Origin of the sequence: Euzebyella marina (assembly GCF_003687485.1) — a bacterium.
GTDB lineage: Bacteria > Bacteroidota > Bacteroidia > Flavobacteriales > Flavobacteriaceae > Euzebyella > Euzebyella marina.
The window spans coordinates 1,800,173-1,826,552 of sequence record NZ_CP032050.1; the positions used below are offsets into that span (position 1 = coordinate 1,800,173).

30 protein-coding genes are annotated in these 26,380 nt (G+C 42.1%); 13 read left to right on the forward strand and 17 right to left on the reverse strand.

The features are described 5' to 3' along the window. From D1013_RS07415 to D1013_RS07475, 13 genes are all read left to right on the forward strand, one after another. Nucleotides 1-321 carry a QcrA and Rieske domain-containing protein gene (locus D1013_RS07415; protein WP_162987830.1) on the forward strand — a complete coding sequence of 107 codons (321 nt, stop codon included), beginning with the start codon at nucleotides 1-3 and terminating at the stop codon, nucleotides 319-321. Next, complete coding sequence (locus D1013_RS07420; protein WP_225621505.1) at nucleotides 311-1,525, forward strand: hypothetical protein; 1,215 nt, start codon at nucleotides 311-313, stop codon at nucleotides 1,523-1,525. The genes D1013_RS07415 and D1013_RS07420 overlap by 11 nt, the downstream gene beginning before the upstream one ends. A gap of 146 nt (nucleotides 1,526-1,671) precedes the next feature. Continuing rightward, nucleotides 1,672-2,043 carry an ArsR/SmtB family transcription factor gene (locus D1013_RS07425; protein WP_094997458.1) on the forward strand — a complete coding sequence of 124 codons (372 nt, stop codon included), beginning with the start codon at nucleotides 1,672-1,674 and terminating at the stop codon, nucleotides 2,041-2,043. A gap of 1 nt (nucleotide 2,044) precedes the next feature. Beyond that, the gene (gene merTP, locus D1013_RS07430) at nucleotides 2,045-2,668 is read left to right on the forward strand and encodes a mercuric transport protein MerTP (protein WP_121848252.1); all 624 of its coding nucleotides are present in this window, start codon (nucleotides 2,045-2,047) and stop codon (nucleotides 2,666-2,668) included. Beyond that, entirely contained in the window at nucleotides 2,669-4,015 is a 1,347-nt protein-coding gene (locus D1013_RS07435; RefSeq protein ID WP_121848253.1) for a dihydrolipoyl dehydrogenase family protein, read from the forward strand. It begins immediately after the preceding gene. A gap of 16 nt (nucleotides 4,016-4,031) precedes the next feature. Continuing rightward, nucleotides 4,032-4,655, forward strand: a complete 624-nt coding sequence (locus D1013_RS07440; RefSeq protein ID WP_094997461.1) for a class I SAM-dependent methyltransferase — start codon at nucleotides 4,032-4,034, stop codon at nucleotides 4,653-4,655. A gap of 1 nt (nucleotide 4,656) precedes the next feature. Continuing rightward, entirely contained in the window at nucleotides 4,657-4,872 is a 216-nt protein-coding gene (locus tag D1013_RS20510) for a GDCCVxC domain-containing (seleno)protein (RefSeq protein WP_094997462.1), read from the forward strand. Between the two features lie 66 nt (nucleotides 4,873-4,938). Next, the gene (locus D1013_RS07450; protein WP_121848254.1) at nucleotides 4,939-5,301 is read left to right on the forward strand and encodes a metal-sensitive transcriptional regulator; all 363 of its coding nucleotides are present in this window, start codon (nucleotides 4,939-4,941) and stop codon (nucleotides 5,299-5,301) included. Between the two features lie 157 nt (nucleotides 5,302-5,458). Beyond that, on the forward strand, nucleotides 5,459-5,728 hold the full coding sequence (locus D1013_RS07455) for a thioredoxin family protein (protein ID WP_094997464.1): 270 nt from the start codon (nucleotides 5,459-5,461) through the stop codon (nucleotides 5,726-5,728). 18 nt (nucleotides 5,729-5,746) lie between these two features. Beyond that, on the forward strand, nucleotides 5,747-6,616 hold the full coding sequence (locus tag D1013_RS07460) for a hypothetical protein (protein ID WP_225621506.1): 870 nt from the start codon (nucleotides 5,747-5,749) through the stop codon (nucleotides 6,614-6,616). 25 nt (nucleotides 6,617-6,641) lie between these two features. Beyond that, entirely contained in the window at nucleotides 6,642-7,127 is a 486-nt protein-coding gene (locus tag D1013_RS07465; RefSeq protein ID WP_121850655.1) for a heavy-metal-associated domain-containing protein, read from the forward strand. A gap of 5 nt (nucleotides 7,128-7,132) precedes the next feature. Beyond that, nucleotides 7,133-7,474: a hypothetical protein gene (locus D1013_RS07470; RefSeq protein ID WP_162987831.1), complete on the forward strand. Its 342-nt coding sequence runs from the start codon at nucleotides 7,133-7,135 to the stop codon at nucleotides 7,472-7,474. Then, entirely contained in the window at nucleotides 7,464-8,282 is an 819-nt protein-coding gene (locus D1013_RS07475) for an NHL repeat-containing protein (RefSeq protein ID WP_121848256.1), read from the forward strand. Before D1013_RS07470 ends, D1013_RS07475 begins: the two co-directional genes overlap by 11 nt. A 25-nt stretch (nucleotides 8,283-8,307) precedes the next feature. Here the strand turns inward: D1013_RS07475 and D1013_RS07480 are convergent, their stop codons facing one another. The 17 genes from D1013_RS07480 to D1013_RS07560 form a co-directional block, all read right to left on the reverse strand. Beyond that, complete coding sequence (locus D1013_RS07480; protein WP_162987832.1) at nucleotides 8,308-8,814, reverse strand: hypothetical protein; 507 nt, start codon at nucleotides 8,812-8,814, stop codon at nucleotides 8,308-8,310. A gap of 199 nt (nucleotides 8,815-9,013) precedes the next feature. Next, a complete protein-coding gene (locus D1013_RS07485) occupies nucleotides 9,014-9,466 on the reverse strand; it encodes a pyridoxamine 5'-phosphate oxidase family protein (RefSeq protein WP_067035861.1) in 453 nt (150 codons plus the stop codon). Nucleotides 9,467-9,640: 174 nt separating this feature from the next. After that, nucleotides 9,641-10,834: a phospholipase D-like domain-containing protein gene (locus D1013_RS07490; RefSeq protein WP_121848258.1), complete on the reverse strand. Its 1,194-nt coding sequence runs from the start codon at nucleotides 10,832-10,834 to the stop codon at nucleotides 9,641-9,643. Nucleotides 10,835-10,836: 2 nt separating this feature from the next. Then, on the reverse strand, nucleotides 10,837-12,096 hold the full coding sequence (locus tag D1013_RS07495) for an MFS transporter (protein ID WP_121848259.1): 1,260 nt from the start codon (nucleotides 12,094-12,096) through the stop codon (nucleotides 10,837-10,839). Further along, nucleotides 12,096-14,198: a copper-translocating P-type ATPase gene (locus D1013_RS07500; RefSeq protein ID WP_121850656.1), complete on the reverse strand. Its 2,103-nt coding sequence runs from the start codon at nucleotides 14,196-14,198 to the stop codon at nucleotides 12,096-12,098. The genes D1013_RS07495 and D1013_RS07500 overlap by 1 nt, the downstream gene beginning before the upstream one ends. A gap of 65 nt (nucleotides 14,199-14,263) precedes the next feature. Beyond that, nucleotides 14,264-14,557 (reverse strand): phosphoribosylpyrophosphate synthetase, encoded by a 294-nt coding sequence (locus D1013_RS07505; protein ID WP_094997470.1) that lies wholly within the window; start codon nucleotides 14,555-14,557, stop codon nucleotides 14,264-14,266. Between the two features lie 6 nt (nucleotides 14,558-14,563). Beyond that, nucleotides 14,564-15,214, reverse strand: coding sequence for a hypothetical protein (locus D1013_RS07510; protein ID WP_094997471.1), 651 nt, complete (start codon nucleotides 15,212-15,214; stop codon nucleotides 14,564-14,566). Beyond that, nucleotides 15,211-16,104 carry a ribose-phosphate pyrophosphokinase gene (locus D1013_RS07515; RefSeq protein ID WP_121848260.1) on the reverse strand — a complete coding sequence of 298 codons (894 nt, stop codon included), beginning with the start codon at nucleotides 16,102-16,104 and terminating at the stop codon, nucleotides 15,211-15,213. Before D1013_RS07515 ends, D1013_RS07510 begins: the two co-directional genes overlap by 4 nt. A gap of 12 nt (nucleotides 16,105-16,116) precedes the next feature. Then, complete coding sequence (locus D1013_RS07520; protein WP_121848261.1) at nucleotides 16,117-17,619, reverse strand: thymidine phosphorylase family protein; 1,503 nt, start codon at nucleotides 17,617-17,619, stop codon at nucleotides 16,117-16,119. Nucleotides 17,620-17,689: 70 nt separating this feature from the next. Then, complete coding sequence (locus D1013_RS07525; protein WP_121848262.1) at nucleotides 17,690-19,081, reverse strand: MBL fold metallo-hydrolase RNA specificity domain-containing protein; 1,392 nt, start codon at nucleotides 19,079-19,081, stop codon at nucleotides 17,690-17,692. Between the two features lie 13 nt (nucleotides 19,082-19,094). After that, nucleotides 19,095-19,349 carry a hypothetical protein gene (locus D1013_RS07530; protein WP_121848263.1) on the reverse strand — a complete coding sequence of 85 codons (255 nt, stop codon included), beginning with the start codon at nucleotides 19,347-19,349 and terminating at the stop codon, nucleotides 19,095-19,097. A gap of 36 nt (nucleotides 19,350-19,385) precedes the next feature. Further along, nucleotides 19,386-20,225, reverse strand: coding sequence for an ATP cone domain-containing protein (locus tag D1013_RS07535; RefSeq protein ID WP_121848264.1), 840 nt, complete (start codon nucleotides 20,223-20,225; stop codon nucleotides 19,386-19,388). After that, nucleotides 20,218-20,772, reverse strand: coding sequence for a potassium channel family protein (locus tag D1013_RS07540; RefSeq protein WP_121848265.1), 555 nt, complete (start codon nucleotides 20,770-20,772; stop codon nucleotides 20,218-20,220). Before D1013_RS07540 ends, D1013_RS07535 begins: the two co-directional genes overlap by 8 nt. A gap of 20 nt (nucleotides 20,773-20,792) precedes the next feature. Then, nucleotides 20,793-21,623 (reverse strand): universal stress protein, encoded by an 831-nt coding sequence (locus D1013_RS07545; protein WP_094997478.1) that lies wholly within the window; start codon nucleotides 21,621-21,623, stop codon nucleotides 20,793-20,795. A gap of 57 nt (nucleotides 21,624-21,680) precedes the next feature. Next, entirely contained in the window at nucleotides 21,681-22,676 is a 996-nt protein-coding gene (locus tag D1013_RS07550; RefSeq protein ID WP_121848266.1) for a 2-hydroxyacid dehydrogenase, read from the reverse strand. Between the two features lie 52 nt (nucleotides 22,677-22,728). Beyond that, on the reverse strand, nucleotides 22,729-25,113 hold the full coding sequence (locus tag D1013_RS07555; protein WP_094997480.1) for a phosphoketolase family protein: 2,385 nt from the start codon (nucleotides 25,111-25,113) through the stop codon (nucleotides 22,729-22,731). A 12-nt stretch (nucleotides 25,114-25,125) separates the two neighbouring features. Then, on the reverse strand, nucleotides 25,126-26,352 hold the full coding sequence (locus tag D1013_RS07560; protein ID WP_121848267.1) for an acetate/propionate family kinase: 1,227 nt from the start codon (nucleotides 26,350-26,352) through the stop codon (nucleotides 25,126-25,128). Nucleotides 26,353-26,380: the final 28 nt, after the last annotated feature.

The window sequence follows — 26,380 nt, forward strand, 5'->3', positions numbered from 1 at the left end:
GTGCTACGAGTTTCAAAGGGTGAGTTTCAGCAGGTGAAAGGTGAAAAGCAGATTGAACGTGATTTTGTGGTCATCCAGAGCCATTCCATGCGATACCCCATAGGAATTTTCAAAACACAAAACAGTGATTATCTGGCCAGTTTGATGCAATGTACCCACAGGGGCTGTGAACTCAACATCGGCGGCGGCATATTCAATTGTCCATGTCATGGCAGTGAGTTCGACCCTTCGGGCAGAGTTTTAGAAGGACTGGCCGAAGAAAATCTAAAGTCATTTGAAATAACCGCCGATAATGAGAATATCTATGTGCATGTCTCGTAAAATATATGCAGCCATTGCTTTAATGAACATTTACGTTTTAACCCTTAGCTCGCAAACTAGCGACAGGGACAGTATTCAGGAATCGATGAATATGGATGCGGTTTATGACCGTCCTTTTTTGACTTTCGATAAATTTCCAGTCAATCTGGGCGGTTATCTAGAGGCGAACTCAATCTACAGTATTGAGGATGGATTGTCGGAGGGGCTTTCTTTTCAGGCCCGAAGATTGACCCTTTTCGTTTCGGCATCCATTTCAAAGCGAATTAAATTCTTGACCGAACTGGAATTTGAAAACGGGACAGAGGAAATTGCCATTGAATTCGCCTCCATGGACATTGCTTTGCACCCCTTGTTGAACCTTAGGGGAGGCATCGTACTGAACCCAATAGGATCCTTTAACCAAAACCATGACGGACCAAAATGGGAGTTCGTCGAGCGGCCAGATGTCAGCACCAATTTGTTGCCCGCCACTTTCTCCAATGCCGGATTTGGTATATATGGAAAGGCATATAAGGGAGCTTGGACCTTGGGCTATGAAGCATATCTCACCAATGGCTTTGATACAAGCATTATAGATAACGAGGAAGAAAGAACATTTTTGGCTTCGGTCAAGGAAAATTCCTCGCGATTCGAGGAGAATTTTAGCGGCAATGCCCTCATCAATGGAAAGTTCGCCATCAAGCATAGAAAATTAGGGGAATTGGGTATTTCCTATATGGGCGGGACCTACAATAGGCAGGAAGTTGACGGGCTTCAGGTTGATACCAAATCAAGGAGGGTAGATGTTCTTGCCTTGGATTTAAATACAGCCATTAAAAAAACGGGGACAAGGTTTATCGGTGAGATGGCCTACATATGGCTCGATGTTCCGGACACTTTTACCCAGCAGTTTGGCAATCGGCAAGTTGGTTTTTTTGTGGATATTGTCCAACCGGTACTAAAGACCGAAGTATTGGACTGGGAAGATGCCGTACTCAGCCTGTCGCTCAGAACGGATTATGTGGACTACAATATTGGCAACTTTGGCCAGACCAATACGAATATTGGGGATGATTTATTCGCAATTACACCTGCAATAAGCTTTAGGCCTACACCACAGACCGTTCTAAGGATTAACTACAGATACCAGTGGCAACAGGATATTCTCAACAATCCGGCTTCAAGAACGGCTTCATGGTATTTTGGGTTTAGCACCTATTTTTAATAAAATATTCAACGTAGCGGCTTTCATTTCATATCGGGTAGAATGTACTTAAGTAAGGTGTGATTTTAAAAGAGCATCGATGGATAATATTATTTAAGTATTTGCTTAAATAATTATATTATTATACCTTTGTCAAAAACAGTACTATGGCACCAGAATTAAGTTGTACACGTGCGGAGGCCGACCAAAAGCAGTTAATGCGCTGTCGCGAAACCTTGGGAACAAACTCAGAGGCGATTGTCGAAATCAGCAAAGTGCTAGCCCTGGCCGGTAACGAAACGCGATTAAGGATACTATTCCTGTTGAACGAGGAAGGTGAGCTTTGTCCCTGCGATTTTGCCGATATACTTGAAATGAGTGTCCCTGCGATTTCGCAGCATATCCGTAAAATGAAGGATGTGGGATTGATTACTTCAAGACGTGAGGGGCAGACCCTGTATTATTCATTGGTCCAGAATCACAATGAGGTATTGGAAAATGTATTTACCAAAATTCAGAAAAATAAAAAGGTAGCATAAAATGGAAACAGGAAAAACCTCGAACAAGGTAGCCTATGCAGGAATATTGACAGCCATAGCGGCATCAATATGTTGTATAACCCCGGTTTTGGCATTGATTGCCGGAACCACTGGCATCGCATCTACCTTTTCTTGGGTGGAACCATTTCGACCTTATCTTATCGGCATCACTATCTTCGTATTGGTCTTTGCCTGGTATCAGAAACTACGACCAAAAACGCAGGAGGAAATTGACTGTGCCTGTGAGGATGATGTAAAACCCTCCTTTTGGCAATCCAAAAGCTTTCTTTTAATAGTTACCGTTTTCGCAGGATTGATGCTGGCATTCCCCTATTACTCCAATTTATTTTATGCACAGCCCAGTAAGGATGTTATTTATGTCTCGCAATCCAATATCGTAAAGTACACTTTTACTGTTGAGGGAATGACCTGCGCAGGGTGTGAAGCCCACGTAGAGAGCGAGGTAAATAAACTGGACGGAATACTATCGGTCAAGGCAAGTTACGAAGGTGCGAATACCGTAGTGGAATATGATAAGACCAAAACCGATTTGGCCGCAATCCAAAAAGCGATAAACAGCACAGGTTATAAAGTAATCGATGGTGAAAACAAAGAAAACGAGTAGATGAAAAAGTACGATGTTTTTGTTATCGGTTCCGGGATGGCAGGGATGACCATTGCCAATAAATGTGCTTCCAAAGGCCTTAAGGTAGGCGTTACTGACGAGCTGCCCTATGGTGGAACATGCGCGCTAAGAGGTTGCGACCCCAAAAAGGTAATCATCGGTGCGACAGAAGTAAGGGATTTTGCAATACGCTTAAAGGATAAGGGTATCGATACGGTTCCCAATGTCAATTGGCGGGATATTATGGCCTTCAAACAATCCTTTGTGGATGCAATGCCGCCCAAAATAGAAAAAGGATACAGGCATAATGATATAGACACCTATCATTCTTCGGCAAAATTTCTGTCCAAAAATACCCTACAGTTGGGAACAGATACTATCGAAGCCGACAAGATTGTGATTGCAACGGGCGCAAAACCAAAGGTACTGGATTTTGAAGGTGGGTACTTGGCACTTTCGAGTACCGATTTCCTCAATCTAAAGGAGCTGCCCCAATCCCTGCTCTTTATTGGTGGAGGTTACATCGCCTTTGAATTTGCACATATCGCCGCCCGTTGTGGTGCCGATGTAACTATTGTACATAGGGGCAAACGACCTTTGGAAAACTTTGAACAGGATATTGTAGTACACTTGATAAATGCCACGAAGGAATTGGGAATAAAACTGGTTCTAGCGACCAAAGTTTCTAAAATCGAAAAGAGAGATAACCACTATACAGTTACAGGAACTACCGACGGTAAAGAAATGACATTTAGAACGGAAACCGTTTTCAATTCGGCCGGTCGCCCGCCTGCAATTTTTGATTTGGAGCTGGACAAGTCCGGAATATCCTTTTCAAAAGAAGGGGTTGCCGTCAACGAATATCTTCAAAGCGCATCGAACCCAAATGTTTATGCGGCCGGAGATGCGGCAGATTCAAAAGGACTGCCCCTGACACCTGTAGCCGTTATGGAAGGACATATTGTAGCTTCGAATATCATCAAGGGGAACACGAAAAAAGTGAGCTATCCACCGATGCCCTCCGTGGTTTTCACTTTGCCAACATTAGCAGCCGTAGGTCTGACCGAGGTAGAGGCCAAATCACAAAAAATCGAATATCAGGTCAATTATAACGAGGTGGGCAATTGGTTCAACGCAGAGCGGTTGAATGTTAAGGAATATGCCTTTAAGACTATTGTCGATAAAGAAGATCATACGATACTGGGAGCACATTTAATTGGTCCCAACGCCGAGGAAACCATTAATTTGTTCGCAATAGCGATAAAGACCAAGATGAGAATCAACGATTTAAGGACGATGATTTTTTCTTATCCAACATTATCCTCGGATATTCCCTATATGCTTTAACAAAATATCAAAATTTATGAAAAGTGATGAATACACTAAAAAGCACTGGGAAGAGGTTTATACCGGAAAAAGTGATGAAGAAGTAAGTTGGTTTGAAGGGAAACCCTCGACTTCATTGGATATTATAGCTTCCCTTGACTTACCTAAAGATAGTTCAATTATTGATATTGGCGGGGGAAACTCAAACCTTATAAGTCATTTGTTGAAAAATGACTATAACAACCTGTCCATTCTTGATATTTCAGAAAATGCACTTCAGCGTACCAAATCAAAATTAGGCAAGTCAGCCGCAAAGGTGCAGTGGATAAATTCGGACATATTGAATTTTGAACCGACCCAAGACTTTGAGTTATGGCACGACCGGGCTACTTTTCATTTCTTCACACGGGAAGAAGATATCTTAAAGTATATTGACATACTAGGTCGTTCCCTTAAGACGGGAGCATATTTTATACTGGCAACTTTTTCGACCACCGGTCCAAAAAGATGTAGTGGATTGGAGATTACCCAATATTCTCCTGAAAAACTAAAGGAATTGTTTAAAGTAGATTTCACCCTATTGGAATCCTTTGAAAAAATTCACAAAACCCCTTTTAAAACAGAGCAAAATTTTATTTATAACCTGTTTCAGAAAAAATAATATGGACTACGAGAGAATCCTTTTAAATTCAACCATTACCTGTCCCGAATGTGGACATACGAAAGAGGAGGAAATGCCAACAACGGCCTGTCAGTTTTTCTATGAATGCGAAAACTGCAATCAAATATTAAGACCAAAGGAAGGCGATTGCTGTGTCTTTTGCTCTTATGGGACGGTTGCCTGCCCACCAATACAAGAAGGCTCTGGTTGTTGTTGAATAATTTCAGGATAAATTTGTAGAGCACCCCCAGTACAATTATATATTGCCAAAATTTTAAAATCGATGATACCACGAGATTTAAGCAAGGACATAAAAACGAGGTTGCAAAGTATCAATGGGCAAATTGGTGGCCTCATTAAAATGCTCGATGAAGATACAGACCCAGAGAAGATTTTAATACAGTTCAAGGCAGCACAGAAAGGATTGGATAAAGCCCATTTCCTGTTATTGGACGAAGTTTATCGAAAAGCTTTGGCCATAAAAATATCCGAAACCGTTGAGGCCTGCCCCGGAAATTGTGGTAATGAAGACCGTATCGAATTTATAAGAAAACAGTTTCCGGATTTGGAATTGGACAACCTGACCGAAAAGATGAAGGAAATTGATGCGCTAAAGGCCAAGCTCGAAAACCACAAAAATGATTGACCCCCACAATCACAACCGATTTGATGGCCCACACGATGTGGGTCATTTTTTTTGAAATTTTATTTGGAGACCACCCTACCCACCGACCTACATTTGATTCGTTGTTTGGATCCAATGACAAGTCAAGGAAATATAAACAGTAAAAAAAAACAGAAGTATGAAACGTCAAGTAGAAGTTTTTACGGCCAATTGCCCGGTCTGCGATCCGGTGGTCGAAATGATCAGGGAACTGGCCTGTGGTAGATGTGAGGTAACGACCTATGATCTGGTCAAGCAATGTGAAGACAAGACCTGTCTTGATAAGATAGCTGAATATGGGATAAAGAAAGTTCCCGCTGTGGTAGTGAGCGGTGAACTTTTGGATTGCTGTAAGGATTCGGCCATCACCGAAGCGAAATTGGTGGAAGCTGGAATTGGACAATCATAATTAAAAAAGAGGTCAAGTATGATTAGCAAAATATTCCCGAAAATATCGCTGAACATTGGCTATTTTAAATTGATAGTGTTATTGGCCATATCAGGAACGGCGATGGCCCAAGGCCACGGCCCGCTCTATGGGCTACAGACCCCGACCCTTGCCAAAGGCGGGGTTGATTTGAACGTGGCCGGGATGAGCCTGGGTACGGAGACCGAAACGTCATATATGCTGCGCTACTTGTTCTCTTATGGCATTACGGAAGACCTGCAGATCAACCTGACCACCCCCACGATGATAGAACGGTTGGGTGATGCACCAAGGACAAGGGGCAATAGCAATATGACCGCCAACGGTGATATTGAGGCTTCCCTTTGGTACCGGTTTTTCTCGAATGCTTTTGGTGTGGGGAAGCGTTTTGAGTCCACCGCCATCGTGGGCGTTTCTGCACCAACCGATGATGTCAGGGGACAGGTCAACGTGGGCAACTCGGTACACGCTGCCATTTCAACGGGCTATGCCTCGCGTACTTGGTATGGATGGATTGGGGGTGGTTATCAATATTATTTTGAGAAAGATGGCGAACAATTGGGCGACCTGCCCTACGCCAGTGCGGTAGTGGGGTATCGCCCCAATATATTTATGGGCGATTACCCAAAGCCCGATTGGCGCATCTTTATAGAATCGTTGGCCGAATTCCCTGGCGACAATAAATTTGAGGGGCAAATGGACTTTACAGATTCGCGTAGCACAAAAGTATTGGTCGGGCCCTCTTTTCTGGGACTTTACGGTGCTTGGGGAATATCGTTCGGTGCGATGTTTCCGGTCGTACAGGACTTGACACTTGGGGCAGTGAAAGAAAGGTATCGATTGGCCATAAACTTAAGCTATTGGTTATAAAGCAAGAATTTTAAAAATGTATAAAATGAGAAATATATTTAGAATTATGATAATAGGTCTGTTCGGAATTGGCACAGCATCGGGGCAAATTACCAAAGTTGACCAAGAAGTGTATGGAATGGATTGCGCCCCTTGCGCCTATGGCCTAGAGCGGGGACTGAAAAAGATGGATGGGCTTCAGGAAGTGCGTGTTAGCCTCAATGACGGAAAGGCATATATGGGATTGGCTGCCGAGAACGGACTTAAATTACGTAGCATTCAGGAAGAGGTAAAAAAGAACGGTTTTTCGGCAAAAAAAGCTGAAGTGACCCTAATTGGAAACGCAACGAAAGAAGATGGCCAATGGTACATTGAGACCGCTAATGAACGATTTTCGGTATCGCAGGATACTCCTAAGGCGTTGTTACAAAAATTAACCGTTGGAACAGCAACCATAAGCGGAACGGTACAGGATGAGGAAGATGATAACCTCTCTGGCCAATGGTCCATCGTACTAACCAAAATCGAATAGGTTTTATGAAGACTATTTCCAAAATGGTATTGGGAAGCAGCTTGGTTGCCGCCCTTCTTCCCTTGATGTGCTGTTTTTTGCCTGCTCTGCTATCGGTCGGCGCGGGATTTGGTTTCTTGGGCTCAACTTTTGAATGGGTACATCCTGCCCAACCCTCTCTGACCATCTTTTCGGCCGGTGCCCTTGGGTTCGCCCATTTAAGGAATTTTCAAAATTCAAGAAAATGCAGTGGAGAGGAAACCTGCCAAAACGACAAAAGGAAACGCATTATCAACACTTGGTTTCACTGGACATTTACCTTGCTGATTCTTGCTCTTATGATTTTAAACTACTGGTATGAACTTTAGAAAGTTATTCATTTTTTCGGTTTTTGCTTTGGTTCTTCTCACATCTGGTTGTGAAAGAACGAAAGAACAATGGCAGTTCGAACGGAAAATTATACTTCCCAAAGAAGCCCGCCCCTTGGCTTTGGCCAAGGACGAGGAGGCCATTTGGTTTTCAGATCCGGATTATTTCCGCTTGTATAAAATCGACCTGAATGGAAAGGTGTTGGATTCCATCACGGGGATACAACGGCCGATGAACATCCATATGGATAAGGAAACACTTTACATACCCGAATTCTTGACCGACACCATCTGGCAATATAAAAAAGGTAAAACCAGTCCGTTGAAAATCAACAAACGACCACAGGCCCCGGCGGGTGTTTCTGTATATGGGGATACCATTCTGGTAGCCGATTTCTATAACCATCGTATCATCGTTCAGACACCAAATTATAGCTATACTATTGGAAAGCAAGGCCATAATGAGGGCCAATTGTATTATCCAATAGATGTAAAACTAAAGGATGGTAAGGTATTCGTGGCCGATGCGTACAACCATCGGGTTCAGGTCTTTGATTTTGATGGAAACCACATCAAGACTATCGGCTTAAATGAAAAAATAAACGTGGCCTCCGGCATTGCTTTGAGCACTAATGAATTAGCCATCACCGACCAAGAAAATAACCGGATATTAATTTTTGATTATCAAGGAAAGTTGCTGCAAATATTAAAGGAAGCCATTTTCTATCCAACAGATATTCACTTTGACAAGGGAATGCTTTTCATCGCCAATTTCAAGAACAATTCAATATCCCTTTATGGTAGGTAATATCAATTGGATATTTTTATAAATGTTATCTTATACGTTCATACTCCGTAAATTCAAACGTAGTCCCACCAGTCTCGTTTTCATCCGATTCACTTCTGACAAGTAATTGTTGGGCATTTAATTGAATTACAATATGGTATTCACTTGTATTAGAATTAACATGGCTCAGTTTTCCTGATTCTTCGAGAGACCAAGTGCCAATTTCAGTGAAAGTTTTTGATATCTGGCTATGACAGGCAATTGCCCCGATTCCCCAGAAATAGCGGTTATCTTCTTGCTCGTTACCCTTAACATATCTGAGAATATCATCTTTTCGGCAATTTTCGAATTGGGCAAACAAATCTTCCAAGGGCTCCAATATGCCCAATGAATCATTTGGTTGCCCTCTAAATTCTGCAATCCTTTTCCAATCTCCTGCTAAATTATTTTCGGTAAACAAAAGGTTGACTTGTTGTGAACTTTGGTCGTCTTTTTTGCAAGACCACATAACCAACAAGGAAAGTGACACTATGTAAATTGTTTGTTTTGGCATTACTTGATTGATATAAAGTTACATCTTATCCTAACATTTAGTACATCTATTTTACAGAACTATAGTTAGATAGGTTCCAAGTTGTTTTAAATGGCCATTCACTATATAATTTCAAAATACAAATAAGATTCTCGCATTGGAATTTAGACCTATTGGGTTGTCAAGGCCAAAAAAGTCTATCCAATTAGCGATGTTGCCTTTACGTTTCCCGTCGTTTTCCTGAAATCTCAAGTATTTTGACCTGATAGACAATCGGATTTCCCCTTTCGTATAATTTGCTCGAAAATTCATTGATAAACTCAACCTCTCTCCGTTCTTTTCTACGGATAATGCTCTTCACGCCTTCGGTAAAAAGGTGTAACTTTTGTTTGGCAATATTGCCCTCAAGTTCTTCGAATGTGCCGTGCACCATGGCCGATTCCCAATTGAACATCGATTGTATTTCTTCTACCTGTACGGTAACCGAGTTGTTATTTCGCATCGCATTGATTTTATGGCCATCCGAGGTATAGCTAATGATCGTATTGTCGGCAGGATCAAAATAATAGGTGATGGGAATCAAATAAGGCTTCCCTTGCCATAGATAGGCCAAGTGGCCGAGGTAATTGTTTCTGAGGACGCGCTCAATCGCACTAGTTGTTAAATCTGTCATTGCTATTGTTTTTGAATATTACTGATTGCTTATGTGTTTTTCAAAGTGTAGTTTCCACTTGTATTCCATCATCGATTATATATTTCCTTTTTTAAGTTGTTGTGCCTCATGATTTATCGCCTTGTCCGTACAGACAGATAAAGAGGCGAAACCATTTAACCACTTGCCAACATATTATAACCTATAATTTTTCAAAAACCTTAAATGCGGAAGAAAGGTTAGAAAAAGCATGGCTGTGCGTACCATTTGGTAAGAAATCCAATTACCCAACTTATTGAATATACCGGCTCTTTGTCTTAGACTCCCCTTTGTAATTTCGCTACACTGGCTTATAACCATTTCAAAGTCGGCCCGAAGAATTTTGGCAAAATTGACCGAGTGAACTTCTACGTTCATTTCAATACTGCCATAGCAACTAAGACTGTTCAGGTTAAATGAGCCTATGGTAGACCATTTGTTGTCAACCACCGCAGCTTTACCGTGTACTACGGAATTATTCCATTCAAAAATTCTCATATGATGGTCTAGAAAAGACGAGTACAAATGTTCGGTGGCCCTACGCACCAACGGCACATCGCTAATACCCGCTAAGATCACCGTTGTTTTTATTCCTCTTTTACACGTCTTTTTCAAAGCCTTTGCCAATCTGTTTCCAGGTAAAAAATACGAGCTCACGATTACTATTTCCTCTTTGGCATAAATGAAGGCGTTCGTGTAGGCATCACAGACTTCCGTTTTTCGCTGCAGCCAGTCGTTTTGTAAAATTCCCACGAGTGCGCTACCTGCCGAATGTAACACGGGTGGTATTTTTTTTGAGCTTCCCCTTTTATAAAAATAATCGCTACACAATATTTGTAGATTCTTAGCTGCCGGGCAATTCAACTGAACGGCATAGTCCAACCAAGGTTTAGAAGCCTTGGTTCCGCGGTATTTATCGGCAATATTGATTCCGCCTATCAGTGCTATTTTTTCATCGGCGACCGCAATTTTATGGTGCATCCGCCTACCGATATAAAAATTGTTCAAGGAGAATAATGGCGAAAAAAAGCGAAGTAAAATACCATGCTGTACCAAATCCTGGGCAAAACTATTGGGTAATGCAGCGCTACCATTGGCATCCAATAAGACATATACCTCTACTTTTCGTTGAGCGGCTTTCTTTAAGCAGGAGGCTATACGGTTTCCTGTTTCATCGTTTTCAAAAATGTAGGTCTGTAAATGGATTTCCTTTTCCGCCTTATCGATTAACTTTTCCAGCCTTAAAAAATAGTCTTCTCCCGAACGGACCAATTCAACATATTTTGAATTGTCTTTAGCATTTTGAAACGCTGTTTTAGTATGTTTTTCAATTTTCCATTTATAATCCATCGCTACCCTTTTTTATGCTGGTCGGCCAATAAGATCTGATTAACCTCTTTATCTTGTTGCTTCAAAAAATAAACCAATCCCATAGAAACCAAAACGGTTACTCCGGCAATGATGAAAGGATAATAAAACCCTCCGGCAATCAGCCAAGTCCCCAATACCGGACCCAAAATTTGACCGATACTGTTCGTGGAACTTTGAATGGATATATTCCTTCCCGTGTTTTCCTTGGATATCAAAGAAACTGCCGAAAGCAGGTTTGGTGTCACCATGGCTCCCCCGGCTGCGAAAATTATTATAGTAACATAAATGTATAGTTCACCACTCACAAAAGGGAAGACGATTAACGAAACACCCGATATCAATAACCCCAATGTTATTTGCTGTTTAGAGGTCAATATTTTTTTGCCATAGGTTGCGAATACCGGTTGCAAAACGGCCATCACGGAACCACAAAGCATAAAACCAATACCCACCTGATTGGTTGTAAAGGCCAACTCATCCTTCCCATAAATTGAAAACACGGTCTCAAACAGGGTAACCACGAACTGCATCACAAAGGATAAAAGCAACAAAATGATAAAATAGTTACTAAGGGAAAAACTGAATTTGACTACCTCAGAAGCAATACGACTTTTTACTTCCGTATTCTTTAGCCATTTTATGATTATCAGCAATACCACAAAGCCCAAAAGAGCGGCCAAAATAAAGGGAACCGAAAAACGGTCTAGGTGGAACACTCCAAAAGAGTATGTATAGTGAAGGTTCGTTTGCGACAGAAATCCCCCCAGAACAGGGCCAAATATCACACCGGAACTGATAGCGACCCCGGACCAGGCCATTATTTTGGTCCTTCGCTTTTCTGAGGTAATATCACTTAAATAGGCATTACTGACGGGAATGACCGCTGACGTAAAGATGCCCCCTATGATACGGGCCATATAGAGCATCGACAGGGAAGTGGCAAGACCCGTTAGCAAGTTCATCACTATAAAACCTACAAGCCCCAATAGTATTATAGGTTTACGGCCGTATTTATCGGAAAGCTTGCCCCAGACGATAACGAACAAGAGCTGGAACAACGGATAAATACTGGTCAACATTCCTATATGGAAGTTGATAAGGTCCGTATCCAGATTGTCTTTTAGAGCCAGTCTTTCCGTGTAATACGGAAGGGTAGGCAGTAAAATACCGTACCCGAGCATTACCACAAATAAACTTAACAGAACTAAAAATATCCTGTTGAGTTTGTCCTTTCTATTCATTACTTTTTCCCAATTTTTCTTTTCAACAATTGGGCGTTAATGGCTACAATAATGGTGCTTAAACTCATAAACACGGCACCAACTGCGGGACCCAGTACAAAGCCTGATGAGTACAAAACACCTGCTGCCAATGGGATGGCGACCACGTTATAGCCGGTGGCCCATATCAAGTTCTGGATCATCTTGTTGTAGGTGGCCTTGCCGAACAAAATCAAATTGGCAATATCCTGTGGGTTACTGTTCACTAGAATAATGTCCGCAGTCTCCGCAGCGACATCGGTGCCGGAGCCCACAGCTATTCCAACGTTGGCTTGTGCCAATGCAGGTGCGTCATTGACCCCATCGCCCGTCATGGCCACAAACTCTCCTTTGCTTTCCAACTCTTTTACGATTTCCACTTTTTGATGGGGTAGTACCTCGGCATAATAGCCATCCAAACCTAATTTATCGCTAACGGCTTTTGCAGTTTTTTCATTGTCACCTGTGGCCATCAAAACTTTGATATTATTCTTTTTGAATATTTTGATAGCTTCCGCAGATTCTGGTCTTATTTCATCGGCAAGAGCAATGTATCCTGCTAGCTGTCCATCGATTAATATAAAAACAACAGTTTCAGCAGCGTCACTATAGGCATCTTCAGGTATAGTGATTTTTTCATCCCTTAAATAACCCGGACTTACTACTTTCACTTGCTTACCTTCCACATTGGCCTCTACACCTTTACCAGTAATGGCATTAAAGTTTTCTGGCTTCGGGATTGTAATATTATCTTCTTTGACCTTTTTTATAATTCCAACTGCAATAGGATGTTCCGAGCTCTGTTCCAAAGCACTTGAAAGCCTTAAGATTTCTTTTGTTGAATATTCTTGTTTAACCGATTCAACTCTTGTGACACCAAAATCACCTTTTGTCAATGTTCCGGTTTTATCAAACAATAAAGCTGATATTTTTCGGGATTCTTCAAAAGCTGTTCGATTCCTTATCAATAAGCCATTTTGGGCAGATACGGCGGTAGATATAGCAACAACTAACGGAATGGCAAGTCCTAATGCGTGTGGGCAAGCGATAACCATAACCGTTACCATTCTCTCTAAGGCATATACAAAAGGGAAGCCTAAAATGAGCCAAACAGCTAATGTCCCAAAGCCAATCGCTAACGCAATGTAGGTTAACCATTTTGCGGCCCTATCAGAAAGGTTCTGCATTTTAGATTTGGTCTTTTGCGCTTCCTCAACCATTGTGATTACTTTGTTGAGATAACTGTCCTTTCCGGTATGTTCTACCTTAACCTTTAAGGTGCTATTGCCGTTTACTGAGCCACCAATTACTTTGTCGTTCTCATCTTTTTTCACGGGCTTGGATTCCCCTGTAAGCATTGATTCATTTAAGTAACTCGAACCATCTACTATAATCCCATCAGCAGGAACTTTTTCACCAGGCTTTACTAAAATCACATCGTCTTTTAACAAATCTTCCAAGGGAATATCCTCTATAGTATCACCCTTTACCCTGTGGGCTTCGGCTGGCATCATACTTACTAATAACTGTAAGGCTTTTGATGCACCTAGCACACTTTTCATTTCTATCCAATGGCCTAAAAGCATAATTGCGATCAGTGTTGAAAGTTCCCAGAAAAAATCTTCACCACGTAAACCGAATACTGTAGCGGTACTATAAAAGTAGGCGACGCTAATAGCCATAGAAATTAGGGTCATCATTCCTGGTGAACCCTTCTTTATTTCTGACCAAAATCCTTTTAAAAATGGCCAGCCACCATAGAAATACACTACGGTGGAAAGTGCAAATAGGATATATGGGTTTCCTGGTAAGAGAAATTCATATCCGAAAAACTCCTGTATCATTGGCGAGAAGAACAATATGGGAATGGTCAGCACGAGCGTTACCCAAAACCGTTTTCGAAAATCGGCAATCATCATTTTGTGATGGTCGTGTCCCATTTGACCGTGACCTGGATTATGACCTGAATGGTCGCCAGAACCGTGATCCATCTTGCTATGGTCGTCGGATTTTGGATCTTCCATTTTTGAGTGGTCCATTTTCGAGTGATCCATTTTTGAATGGTCATCTTTGTCGTGATTCATTTTGAAATGGTCCATTTTTTTGTTCTTTTGCTCTTCGTGATTGTCCATAGTATTCTATTTAAGGGTTATCGTAATTTTTTTCGCATTGCTTCCGAGATATTTTCAGCATAGACCCCATAGGCATCTACCAAAAGCCCCTTTATACCATCTTTTGATGAAATGGCATAAAGAACACTGTTATCGTCCGTACTGCTCATACCTTCAAAACGATGGGTTTCATCCACATCAAAATCTTCGGGATGGATTTCCAATTCCAATGAAGCACATTTTATACAGTCGGGGGCCAAATTAAAATCATAGGTATATCCCCTGATCTGTAAATCATTTATTGCCTCTGATAGGGTGTCATAGTTTCTCATCATTTATTATTTGTATGTCATCGTAAAATAGCTGCCGTCTTTCTCGGTAAATTTCTGGAATGATAACAAGTTCTCACTTGTAAGTTTTTCACTTGCAACATAGTCCAATTGTTTAATTCGTATACCAATGGCATAGGCCTTAATATTGATTTTGGATTTGATTATTTTCCCATTTCCGTTAGATTCCAACACGCGGTCATAAATTTTAATCTTACTGTTGGAACCAAGGAAGTTCAACAATCCCGAATCAAAGCTCATTTCGAGTTCAACATTCTCCAAGTTCGCTAGATCATAGAGTTCTTTGAAATTTTTGGACACTGTATTGATTTCGGTTTCCTTTGATTTTGGGTTTGAAAACGGAAATGCCATTACCAAAATACTGGATTCATCCGGTTTGCATCGGTAAGTGGTGGTATATTTATCGGTCGGGGTACCTTTTTTATCAAAAAGCTCGGTTGTGACAATAATTTCATAGTAACCATTGACTACTTTTAGCTTTCCGGATTTAAAAGTTTGCTTGTTCAGAAAGTCTCCATTTTTATCAAAATTTTCCCGTACCACCCTTCTATCGGACAATTGTCCGATTAGCATTTTATCTTGTGGGTATGCGGAAAAAATCATAAAAACGAATACTATTAAGTGTAATCCTATTTTCATATGTGGTGCATCAACTCTTTTACTTCCTTGGCGATCACATCGCTCAAATCAATTTTATTGGACTGATGTGGAATCGTGTTGCAGGTAATGATGTCCTCCACATAAGCGTCCCACAAATCTTGATAGGCATTTCCTGAAAATACGGCATGAATACCAATGCATATTGCAGGTTTCATTCCCGTACTTTTCAAATGTTCCGTAGTTTCTATCATGGTCCGGGCCGTAGAAATGATGTCGTCTACTAAAACTGGCGTCGCTTCCTTATATTTATCTACATCGGGAACAGAAACTTCAACATCACGGTCGCCATGGCGGACCTTTTGTAACACCGTGAAGGGTACTCCCGCTTTTTTTGCCACATCGGAAACCCATTGCTCACTTTCGGAATCGGGCCCGATAAGTACCGGATTATGAATGTTCTTCTTGATGTATTTGGAGATTTCGTCCGCTGCATGAATGACCCTGTTCGGAATATTGTATACCTCGCCCAACATATGTATTCTATGCAAATGGGGGTCAATGGTCGTGATGCTATCGGCAAAACCTGAAATCAATTTCCCGAAAAAGCTAGAGGTGACGCCTTCCCCTTCATCAAAGACCTTGTCCTGTCGCATATAGGCCAAATAGGGAGCCACCAAGCAAGTGCACATAGCGCCCAAAGATTTTGCGGTGTGGCTTAAAAAATACAATGGCAATAGTTTTTCATCGGGTTCGTGCAAGGTGCAGACCATGACCACACATTTGTCTTTCACATCGGAAAGGATACGCGTGTAGGATTCCCCGTCTGGAAACTTGCGTATGGTGCATTCCCCGATTTCCGCTTTCATTTTCTCCGCTAACAATTCCGTGAGTTCTTGGTTTCCCGGAAGACTGAATAATATAGTTTTCATTTGTCCTTTTTTTTATTCTATTGTTATAATATCGTCATGGCTCTCATAATATTCCAAGGCATAGTTCAACTCCCCTTGCGATTCTGCAAAGAGCGTATAGAGTAACTGGCCTTTTTCTATTTCATCGTTTAAATGAACGTTCAATAAAATACCGGCAGATTTGGATTGGGGCGCACCGGAAAGTTTGGCGAGTTTTGCAATCTTTCTATTGTCGATACGTCGTAAAACACCTGTTTTTTTGGCTTTTATTTCGAATTTATAAGGTTTTAGAAGGGGTTGTTTAAAATTACCTTGGGCTTTACAGATAGCGAGAAATTTGTTGAATGCCTTACCTGATTCCAATAGCCCTCTGGCGGTTTGCTTCCCTTTTCCTAATTCGATTTCGCCAGAAAGCTCTAACAGCTCGCCCGCCAATAGAACTGCCCTTTCTCTTAGGTCTTTCGGTGCATCAACTTCATTCTTGAGTACACTAAGGAGGTCCATTGCTTCAAGCGCGGGGCCAATACCTCTGCCGACAGGCTGTGTACCATCTGTAATAACTACTCTTGTATTAAGGCCAACAGCTTTGCCCACGACTTCGAGATGTTCCTTAAGCTTCATGGCAGCGTCATTGGTACGAACCTTGGCCGTTTCACCGACGGGAATATCAATGACCACATGGGTAGAACCTGCGGCCGCTTTTTTAGAAAGCACGGATGCAATCAACTGCCCTTCGCTATCAATATCCAAGGCTTTTTCAATTTTGATGAGCATATCATCTGCCGGACTTAATTGTGCGGTACCCCCCCAAACAAAACATCCGCCTTCTTTTTCAACAACAGCTTTGATTTCTTCCAAAGAGAGGGTAACATTGGTCAATACCTCCATGGTATCGGCTGTTCCCGCCGGAGATGTAATGGCCCGGGAGGAGGTTTTGGGCATGGTAAGCCCATGTGCTGCAACAATGGACACAACAATGGGAGTGGTTCTATTACCCGGTAAACCTCCGATACAGTGTTTATCGACCACAATCTCCTTGTTCCAGTCCAATTGTTTTCCAGAAGCGATCATGGCTTTTGTGAGTTCCGAGATTTCATTGACATCCAATCTATTTCCGGCACAAGCCGTAATAAAGGCCGAAAGATGAATGTTCGAGTAATCTCCTTCAACGATGTCGGTAATGATTTCATCGAAGGCCGTATAATCCAGTTTCTGATTGTAGATTTTTGCCCGTACGTGGCTTAAGGAATCTATAGGTTCTAAATGGGACACCCTTAGTGTTTCATTTCCGGACACTTTTAATTTTTTCGCCGCCGCTTCGGATAACCCTATCTCTCCGGCTAGCAGTACATCCGATGTTATTACATTAAGACTGGCAACGATGGACGTACTGAAATTGGATACACGGATTCTGGTCAATGCTTCAAAACCTTCGGAAACACAGACATGGCAATCTTCCCGCATATAGACCACATGCTCATTCTGTGTATAAATGCCCAAGTGTTTATATTTTAAAGTACTCGATATTTCTTCCATAACTCTTTTCGTTATTTTATTTTTAATAGTTCTGGTGATGCCCACAATAGTATTCCTATAATCAAGTCCATTAGTTGTTTTGATTAGTTCCTACGGATTCTATGCTATATAATTCAGGAATTTCAGAACCCCAATCATAGGTTTCCTTAATGCCTTTTTGCAATGCCTCCGCACTTTCCTTCTCTCCGTGAACAATAAATATCCGTTCCGGTTTTTGTTCGACCTTGCTTAGCCAATCCAATAGTTCGGCATGGTCTGCATGCGCCGAAAGACCTTCTATTTCTGCCACCTCCATTTGAAAGGATACTGTTTTTCCGTACACTTTTAATTCCCTGTCGCCTTCCAACAATTTTCTTCCCCGAGTACCTTCCGCTTGATAGCCCACAAAAAGCAAGGTGTTATTGGGGTTTTGTGCTTGTGTTTCGAGATAATTGAGCATTCTACCTCCTGTTAGCATTCCACTTCCGGCGATGATGATTTTAGGTTTATCGTCGCTTCTCAATTCCATAGTTTCACGATAACTGCTAACCACAGTAAAATAGGAACACATTTCGTCACACTCAGCATCTTCCAACCTATGCCAGTCCCTAGTACGATGGAACAGTTCCAATACATTTGCACCCATCGGACTGTCCATAATCATTTGCACTTTGGGGATTCTATTTTGTTTTAACAACCTCCAAAATATCAGCATCATCAATTGGGCACGCTCTACGGAAAAACTTGGTATGAAAAGGCTTCCGCCCCTTTCGATGGTTTTGTTTACCAATTTTTCAATTTCGGGAAGTGCCCTCGCCTCTTCGGGATGAAACCTGCCGCCATAGGTCGATTCTATAAAAAGAACATCCGCCTTTTTTGGTTTCAGCGGTGGATATAGCAATAAATCGTTGGTTCTGCCAATATCCCCTGAAAAAACAAAACGTTTTCCGAGAACATCCAATTCAATGTAGGTAGCACCTAGGATATGGCCGTTGTACTGAAATCTAGCCTTTATGTTTTTCATTAAGGGCAGCCATTGGCCGGGCGGTACTCCCTTGAAAAAAGGAACGGTTTTTTCAACATCCTTTAAGTCATAAAGTGGTTCGGCGGGGCTGTGTTTGGAATAACCTTCCTTATTGGCACGTTCGGCTTCCTGTTCTTGAATCTTGGCACTATCGTTCAATATGATTTTGGCAATGTCCAATGTGGGGTACGTTCCATAGATGGGGCCATTAAAACCATGTTTGACCAATCTGGGCAGATAGCCTGTATGGTCCATATGCCCATGCGTGAGCAAGACCGCGTCAATTTCCGAGACTTCAACGGGAGGATACTCCCAGTTTTTTAAGCGTAGTTCCTTTAACCCTTGAAAAAGACCACAATCAATCAAGATTTTGCGTTCGCCGGTATCCAAGAGATATTTTGAACCGGTAACGGTTCCAGCAGCTCCTAAAAAGTGAATGTTTATTTTGTTGTTTTTCATTTATAGTACCCGTCTAGTGTCCCCCACAACAGGAAGGCGTGTTCCCCTTATCTTGGTTCGATTGGCATAACTCCGCTATTTCTTTATAGAGACCATGAAAATCCTTTTTAATGAGAGCTGCCATATTCTTGGCAGATTTCGGATCGGTGCTTACCATCTCCAATAGTATTTCAAAAGCTTCTTCAAGTAATTTGGAATCATCCTCCAATGCTTGGTAAAATGGCTCTAGGTCAATACTCTCCTGTTTTTTCAGTTCTTCCGTTTTCAAATGTTTTCTTTTTAGGATTAATTAATGTTTGTTGGTTTAATGCGCTGTGCATAATTCTTCCGAATCTTCGAGAATTTTTTTTTGTCGTTGCTTAGCGATACCTATTTGCTCCAATAGTGATGGGTTTTCGTTAATATCCTTGCAGAGCACAATGCCTTTATCCAATAATTTGGATTTCTCGGCCTTTGTCAATGTTGTTAAAGAGGTTAAGGGATGTAGGCCGGATCTGTCTATGCGTTCTTTCAGACCGTTCCCTTTCGGATAATCCCAACTTGCAAGTATCAGCCCAACACAGGTACCATATTGTATGGCATCTGTGGTAAAGCGGGTATTGGTATAAACACCCCCTTGATGAAACTTGGTTTTATGGCCTTGCTGTTTTTCCCATTGTTTTTCCACATCCAAAAATCTGGATTGGATATAGAGCGGAATTTTCACATTGCAAAATCGGCCCTGGTCACTATGGAATTTACATTCGATCATATAGTGTTTATTGTCTTTTTGGGCAATCACATCTACTTCGTGCTGAACACAATTGCCTTGAACGATTACCCCGACTTTTGTATCAAAACCTTCTTGACTCAATAGGGCCCCAACAAATTTTTCAAATGGATAGCCTGTAGGTCCCAATTCCATAAGTGCTTTTTTGAGTTTGTATTTTGAAGCGCTTACCCTAGATTTTCTCTTTAATATTTTAAAGGCCATTTGATATATCTTTTTGGTGGTCATTCCCTCGTAAACTGCTTTTTCAATATCTCGAACTATCTCTTCGACCAACAATTTATTGGCACCGGCTCGTTCTAATGAATGTCTCACTTTTTCTATTTCAAAAGGAGCTTTCTCCCCGCTTGCCTTTATGATATGTATCTTATCCATTGATGTGTATTTTTTTAATATTGGCCAAAGCAAATACGATTAGGAAAAAACTTAAGAATATTTCGAGCATGACAACGAACCGGGCTTCATCGGAAGTTGGAACAATATCGCCGTAGCCTACCGTTGAAAAAGTAATCACACTGAAGTAGAAAAAGTGGTACAAATTATACAAGTACGAATTTGAATAATCGGGAACTCCTTCAAATGTGGTATGGCTGAATTGAAAAAGGCAGGCATAATCGGTTGCAAAGGAGAATATGCTTATGACGATTATCAGCCCAAAAACCCAAAGCAATCGCTCCAATGAATGACAGATTTTTATCAATTTAGACAATCGCTTCAAGGTAGTCATCGTAATCACGATGGTCTTACCCAAGGCCGCCGTTGCAATTATAATGTGGAATGGCAAAGATTTATGATCGACCATTGACATTAAAACAACATACAAGATGCCGATACCCAAAATGGTAACGAGGGGCAATACCGTTCTTCCCAACAATAACTTGTAAAAGGGCTTTTCTCGTATTTGATTTAAGTTATTCGACATCGTACTATCTATGCTTTTTTTTAAATTTTGATCGTCATTACCGGAAGTGCCGAATGATTGGCCACACCCTCGGCGATGCTCTTGGAAAACAGGCTCAAAAAGCCTGTACTACCATGGGTGGACAAAGCAATCAGATCCGCAGGTTCGTGTCTTAGGAACGTGTTTATACCCGTTTCCACAGAGGGTTCGTTATTGACGTACATGGAATAATTTTTCAAATCGGGAAACTTTTCCAAGAATCTCTTAATCGGATTTAATCCTGCCGCGATGCTATTGGTATCCGTTTGGGTGTTGATGCGCAACAAACGAATATGTGCATTACATTTTTTTGCGATTGAGATTACATGTTCGAAAGCACCACTCACATCCTCCATAAAATCAGAAACAAATACAATGTTTTTAAAAGGAAAGGAAACTTCGTCCTCTTTAACCACGATTACGGGGACATCTGATTTCCGTACAATTTTTTCCACATTGCTGCCAAACAGTTCCCGCGCTGTGCCTTTGGTGCCGCTACTCCCCGTGATAATAAAATCATGGTGGAAATGACCGGAATGTTTTAAAATATTGGTGGTCTCAATCTGGTACTCCAAGAAGGTGCGACACTTTAGGTTTTCCTTCTCCGCTTTTTTTTCCAATTCCCGCAATGCAGATTTGGCCGATCCGATTTCCTTCAAGGTCTTAGGATATCTTTTTTCCTTTAGCTTGTCGAGTTTGACCCAGTCTACGGGAGTATGTATCAAGTGAAAGAAATGAATTTCCGCATTATATAATTTGGCCATTTCAACGCCCAAATCGGCGGCTTTGTTACAATTTTCGGAGAAATCAGTGGGTACTAATATATTTTTCATAGTGCTATTGTTTTTAGGTTTATATGTATTTCAAAGCTTACAATTGGAGCCTGTCCTTTATTCATTGGAGACTTCGTTTCCCGATTCGATTTGTTTTTCAAAACAATCCAGATTATATACGGTAGTGTCCGCAATGTTCGTCAATGCGGTATCGGTCAAGAATGCCTGATGGCTCGTTATTAGAACATTCTTGAAGGTCATCAAACGCGCAATTACGTCATCCTGAAGTATCTCATCGGAATGATCTTCAAAAAACAATCCTTCCTCTTCTTCATAAACATCCATCCCAAAATATCCGACTTTTTCTGTTTTTAAACCTTCAATGACCGCTTTGGTATCTACCAGGCCGCCCCTGCTCGTATTGATGAGCATAACACCTTTTTTCATGACCCCAATTTGCTCGGCATTTATGATATGCCTTGTTTCTGATGTGAGGGGAACGTGAAGGCTTATAATGTCCGCTTCGCTGCATAACGTTTTGCAGTCGGTATAGCGGGCACCAAATTTCTCTACTAGGTCTTCATCCTTGTTGACATCATAGGCCAAAATTTTGCAGCCAAAGCCGTGAAGTATTTTAATGAGTACGGCCCCAATTTTCCCTGTGCCCATTACACCGACGATCTTTCCATTCAGGTCAAACCCTGTGAGTCCGTTCAACGAGAAATTCTGTTCACGTACCCTACTATGAGCCCTTATCAATTTTCTGTTCAAAGCCAATATTAGTGCGACCGTGTGTTCTGCTATTGCGTAAGGAGAATATGCAGGAACACGAGCCACCTTGATGTTCATTTCATTCGCCTTTTCCATATCCACATGGTTGTAGCCTGCCGAACGAAGAGCTATGTATTTGACTTCGAACGCACCTAGTTTTTTTAGTATGTTGGCGGATGCATCATCGCCTGTAAATAAGCTTATGGCCTCCGAGCCTTTTGCCAAGGGAACGGTATGCTCGGACAGTCGTTCCTCTAATAGCCTCAATTCATGTTTGCCGTCATTGGCGGATGTCAAATACGATTCTTCGAATTTATGGGTGCTAAATACAGTTGTCTTCATTCTGTGTAGTTAATTTTTATTGCACTTGATGCTAAGTGGTCTATAAAGCCAATTAGTTTTTCCATTTCCAATTTCTGATCTCGGGCATATCCAACCCGTTTTTACGGATATAATACTTGTGCTCGATCAGCTTGTCCTGCATTTCCTGTTTTAGATAAGCCACTTCATCGCCCAAGTTTGGCAATCGGTCCAATACGTCCTGCACTAAGTGAAAACGATCCATATCGTTCAATACCGTCATATCAAAAGCGGTCGTTATGGTGCCTTCTTCCTTGTAGCCCCTAACATGAAAATTAACATGATTGGTACGGTTGTAGGTAAGACGGTGCACCAGCCAGGGATAGCCGTGAAACGCGAATATGACCGGTTTGGTCTTTGTGAACAACATATCAAAATCAGCATCGGTTAATCCATGCGGATGCGCCGTATCGGTTTGTAGCTTCATCAAATCTACCACGTTTACCACGCGTATTTTCAGGTCTGGCAATTTTTCACGTAATATGGATACCGCTGCCAAGGTCTCCAAGGTAGGTACGTCTCCCGCACAGGCCATGACCACATCGGGTTCCGTACCGTTGTCATTGCTCGCCCAGGTCCAGATACCGATTCCCTTGGCACAATGTATGACCGCTTCTTCCATGGGAAGCCATTGCGGTGCGGGGTGCTTTCCGGCAACAACCACATTTACATAATGCTTACTGCGAAAACAATGGTCCATTACCGATAAAAGACAATTGGCATCGGGCGGAAGATATACCCGAATTATTTCGGCTTTTTTATTCATGACGACATCAAGGAACCCGGGATCCTGATGGGTAAACCCGTTGTGGTCTTGCCGCCAAACGTGCGAGGCCAAAAGAATGTTGAGGGAAGCAATTTTTCTGCGCCAGGGCAGTTCCGCTGTTACCTTTAGCCACTTGGCGTGTTGGTTGAACATGGAATCGATGATATGTATAAATGCTTCGTAGCAATTGAACAGCCCATGTCTTCCAGTCAAGAGATAACCTTCAAGCCAGCCTTCGCACTGGTGCTCGCTTAACATCTCCACTACACGGCCGTCTTTTTCAAGTAATTCATCGGTATCCATGGTCTCCGCTTCCCATTGCCTACTAGTAGCCTCGAAAACCGAGTTCAAACGGTTTGAAAGTGTTTCGTCCGGTCCAAAGATCCTGAAATTCCGTTGCGACCGGTTCAGCTTGATAATATCCCTCGCAAACTCTCCCAGAACGCGGGTATCCCCGTTTCCCATCTTTCCACGTAGCGATACGTCCAAACCATACTTCCTAAAGTCGGGCATATGGAGGTCTTTTAACAAAAGACCTCCATTGGCATGTGGGTTGGCACCCATTCGCCTTTCGCCCTCAGGGGCCAGATCGGCCAATTCCCTTAAAAGAAGGCCTTGTTCATCAAAAAACTCTTCGGGCCTATAGCTTTTGAACCAATCTTCCAATTGCTTTAAGTGCTCTGGATTACTGGCGGCATCGGGCAACGGAACCTGATGCGATCGAAAATGGTTTTCTACGGGCAAGCCATCCACAAATTTGGGGCCTGTCCACCCTTTGGGGGATTTCAAAATAATCATGGGCCACTGCGGACGTTCGGTAGCAGATCCTTGGGCGGCGTTTTCCTTGATCGTTTTGATTTCCTCGATCACTTGGTCCAACAATTCCGCCATTTTCCGATGCATTGTCATAGGATCATCGCCTTCGATGAAATAGGGCTTCCATCCATAGCCTAAAAAAAGTTGTTCCAGCTCTGTATGTCCAATTCGGGCAAGAATCGTGGGGTTAGCGATTTTATACCCATTAAGGTGCAGAATAGGAAGTACCGTTCCGTCCATAACCGGGTTCAGAAATTTGTTGGAGTGCCATGCGGTCGCCAACGGACCTGTCTCCGCTTCCCCGTCGCCCACCACGCAGGACACTATCAGATCCGGATTATCGAAGGCCGCCCCGAAAGCATGGCTAAGCGAATAGCCTAGCTCGCCTCCTTCGTGAATGGATCCGGGGCATTCGGGGGAGACGTGGCTGGGAATACCGCCAGGGAAGGAAAATTGGGTAAACAGTTTTCTCAATCCCTCTTCGTCTTGGCTTATGGCCGGATAGATCTCACTATAGGTTCCCTCAAGATAGGTGCTCCCTACAAGTGCCGGCCCTCCGTGTCCGGGGCCGGACACATAAAGCATGTTCAGATCGTATTTTTTAATGATTCGATTTAGATGTACATAAATAAAGTTTTGGCCCGGTGTAGTACCCCAATGCCCCAATAACATGGGTTTGATATGTTCCGCTTTCAACGGTTGCCGCATCAGGGGATTATCCCGTAGATATATCTGACCTACGGATAGGTAATTGGTCGCCCGCCAGTACGCATCCATTTTATCCAGAAGTTCCGGAGCTATTTCCATTTTTCCTTTTTTACTATTTTGATTTTCCATGTCTTACTTATTTTATAGCTGTCTTTCTTTGTATAGCTGTCTTTCTTTGTCTTTGGACTTGTTATACAAATCCGTTGTGTTTCTTGCAATGATCAACTCTTCATTTGTAGGCATTACCAATACTTTTACTTTGCCATTTATCATGGAGATCTGAAACTCATTTTGATTGTTTTTGTCCTCATCCAATTCAATTCCGGCAAAGCCCAAGCCTTCACAAATTCTTGAACGGATTATAGGTGCATTCTCGCCGATACCCCCGGAAAAAACCAATATATCAAGGCCTCTCAACACGGCCATAAACGAACCGATCCACTTTTGTATATGATAACAGAAAAGGGCTACTGCCTCTGCCGCCCTTTCGTCCGAGCTTTCTTTTTGTAACAGATCTTGCATATCGGCACTTGTTTCGGAAATTCCCAGAAGACCTGATTCATGATTGATCAAATGATTGAACTGTTTGGTGTTCATTCCTTCGCTGTTCATCATATACCAAGCCACGCCGGGGTCTAAATCGCCACTCCGTGTGCCCATGACGCAACCACCTGTGGGGGTAAAGCCCATGGTGGTATCAATGCTTTTTCCATCCTTAACGGCTGCCATACTGGCTCCATTCCCAAGATGGGCCAGAATGACCCTCCCATCAGACTCAACTCCCATTTTTGTTTTGAGTTCTTCCATGAGATAAGTATAGGACAAGCCATGAAAACCATACCGCTGAATACCTGCTTTGTCAAATCGCCTTGGTATGGGCAGTATTTTAGCAATACGGGGCATCGTTGTGTGAAAGGAAGTATCGAAACATGCTATCTGTAACAGGTCGGGGCATCTACTTTTGAATAGTTCGATGATTTCGATCTCTGCAGGAAGATGATCTAGATCATAATCACGGATATTTTTTAATTCCTTTAGTAAAGACGCGTTTATTACTTCTGCGTGTGTGTGGTTCAAACCATGGACAATGCGATGTCCAATACATGTGACCCTATCAAAACCAGGTTGTTTTTTGAGCCAAAGGACTAGAAATATGGCAGCTTCATAAAAGCCCGGGCAATATATCTTATAACTTATCTTTTCATCATTGTCAGGGTAGGTAAAATTGAATGTGGTACCATCCAATCCAATGCGGTCGATACTCCCGGAAAATAAGGGCTCTGGGTTCATGACCATTTTATACATAGCGAACTTGATGCTGGATGAACCGCCATTGATGGTTAGAAGATTTGTATTTTCCGGAAGCATTTTTTGTTCTAGGTATTTAATAATTAGA

Coding starts and splice junctions, on each gene's coding strand:
- D1013_RS07420 (WP_225621505.1), top strand. CDS start 311: ATGTCTCGTAAAATATATGCAGCCATTGCTTTAATGAACATTTACGTT.
- D1013_RS07425 (WP_094997458.1), top strand. CDS start 1,672: ATGGCACCAGAATTAAGTTGTACACGTGCGGAGGCCGACCAAAAGCAG.
- merTP (WP_121848252.1), top strand. CDS start 2,045: ATGGAAACAGGAAAAACCTCGAACAAGGTAGCCTATGCAGGAATATTG.
- D1013_RS07435 (WP_121848253.1), top strand. CDS start 2,669: ATGAAAAAGTACGATGTTTTTGTTATCGGTTCCGGGATGGCAGGGATG.
- D1013_RS07440 (WP_094997461.1), top strand. CDS start 4,032: ATGAAAAGTGATGAATACACTAAAAAGCACTGGGAAGAGGTTTATACC.
- D1013_RS20510 (WP_094997462.1), top strand. CDS start 4,657: ATGGACTACGAGAGAATCCTTTTAAATTCAACCATTACCTGTCCCGAA.
- D1013_RS07450 (WP_121848254.1), top strand. CDS start 4,939: ATGATACCACGAGATTTAAGCAAGGACATAAAAACGAGGTTGCAAAGT.
- D1013_RS07455 (WP_094997464.1), top strand. CDS start 5,459: ATGAAACGTCAAGTAGAAGTTTTTACGGCCAATTGCCCGGTCTGCGAT.
- D1013_RS07460 (WP_225621506.1), top strand. CDS start 5,747: ATGATTAGCAAAATATTCCCGAAAATATCGCTGAACATTGGCTATTTT.
- D1013_RS07465 (WP_121850655.1), top strand. CDS start 6,642: ATGAGAAATATATTTAGAATTATGATAATAGGTCTGTTCGGAATTGGC.
- D1013_RS07470 (WP_162987831.1), top strand. CDS start 7,133: ATGAAGACTATTTCCAAAATGGTATTGGGAAGCAGCTTGGTTGCCGCC.
- D1013_RS07475 (WP_121848256.1), top strand. CDS start 7,464: ATGAACTTTAGAAAGTTATTCATTTTTTCGGTTTTTGCTTTGGTTCTT.
- D1013_RS07480 (WP_162987832.1), bottom strand. CDS start 8,814: ATGCCAAAACAAACAATTTACATAGTGTCACTTTCCTTGTTGGTTATG.
- D1013_RS07485 (WP_067035861.1), bottom strand. CDS start 9,466: ATGACAGATTTAACAACTAGTGCGATTGAGCGCGTCCTCAGAAACAAT.
- D1013_RS07490 (WP_121848258.1), bottom strand. CDS start 10,834: ATGGATTATAAATGGAAAATTGAAAAACATACTAAAACAGCGTTTCAA.
- D1013_RS07495 (WP_121848259.1), bottom strand. CDS start 12,096: ATGAATAGAAAGGACAAACTCAACAGGATATTTTTAGTTCTGTTAAGT.
- D1013_RS07500 (WP_121850656.1), bottom strand. CDS start 14,198: ATGAATCACGACAAAGATGACCATTCAAAAATGGATCACTCGAAAATG.
- D1013_RS07505 (WP_094997470.1), bottom strand. CDS start 14,557: ATGAGAAACTATGACACCCTATCAGAGGCAATAAATGATTTACAGATC.
- D1013_RS07510 (WP_094997471.1), bottom strand. CDS start 15,214: ATGAAAATAGGATTACACTTAATAGTATTCGTTTTTATGATTTTTTCC.
- D1013_RS07515 (WP_121848260.1), bottom strand. CDS start 16,104: ATGAAAACTATATTATTCAGTCTTCCGGGAAACCAAGAACTCACGGAA.
- D1013_RS07520 (WP_121848261.1), bottom strand. CDS start 17,619: ATGGAAGAAATATCGAGTACTTTAAAATATAAACACTTGGGCATTTAT.
- D1013_RS07525 (WP_121848262.1), bottom strand. CDS start 19,081: ATGAAAAACAACAAAATAAACATTCACTTTTTAGGAGCTGCTGGAACC.
- D1013_RS07535 (WP_121848264.1), bottom strand. CDS start 20,225: ATGGATAAGATACATATCATAAAGGCAAGCGGGGAGAAAGCTCCTTTT.
- D1013_RS07540 (WP_121848265.1), bottom strand. CDS start 20,772: ATGTCGAATAACTTAAATCAAATACGAGAAAAGCCCTTTTACAAGTTA.
- D1013_RS07545 (WP_094997478.1), bottom strand. CDS start 21,623: ATGAAAAATATATTAGTACCCACTGATTTCTCCGAAAATTGTAACAAA.
- D1013_RS07550 (WP_121848266.1), bottom strand. CDS start 22,676: ATGAAGACAACTGTATTTAGCACCCATAAATTCGAAGAATCGTATTTG.
- D1013_RS07555 (WP_094997480.1), bottom strand. CDS start 25,113: ATGGAAAATCAAAATAGTAAAAAAGGAAAAATGGAAATAGCTCCGGAA.
- D1013_RS07560 (WP_121848267.1), bottom strand. CDS start 26,352: ATGCTTCCGGAAAATACAAATCTTCTAACCATCAATGGCGGTTCATCC.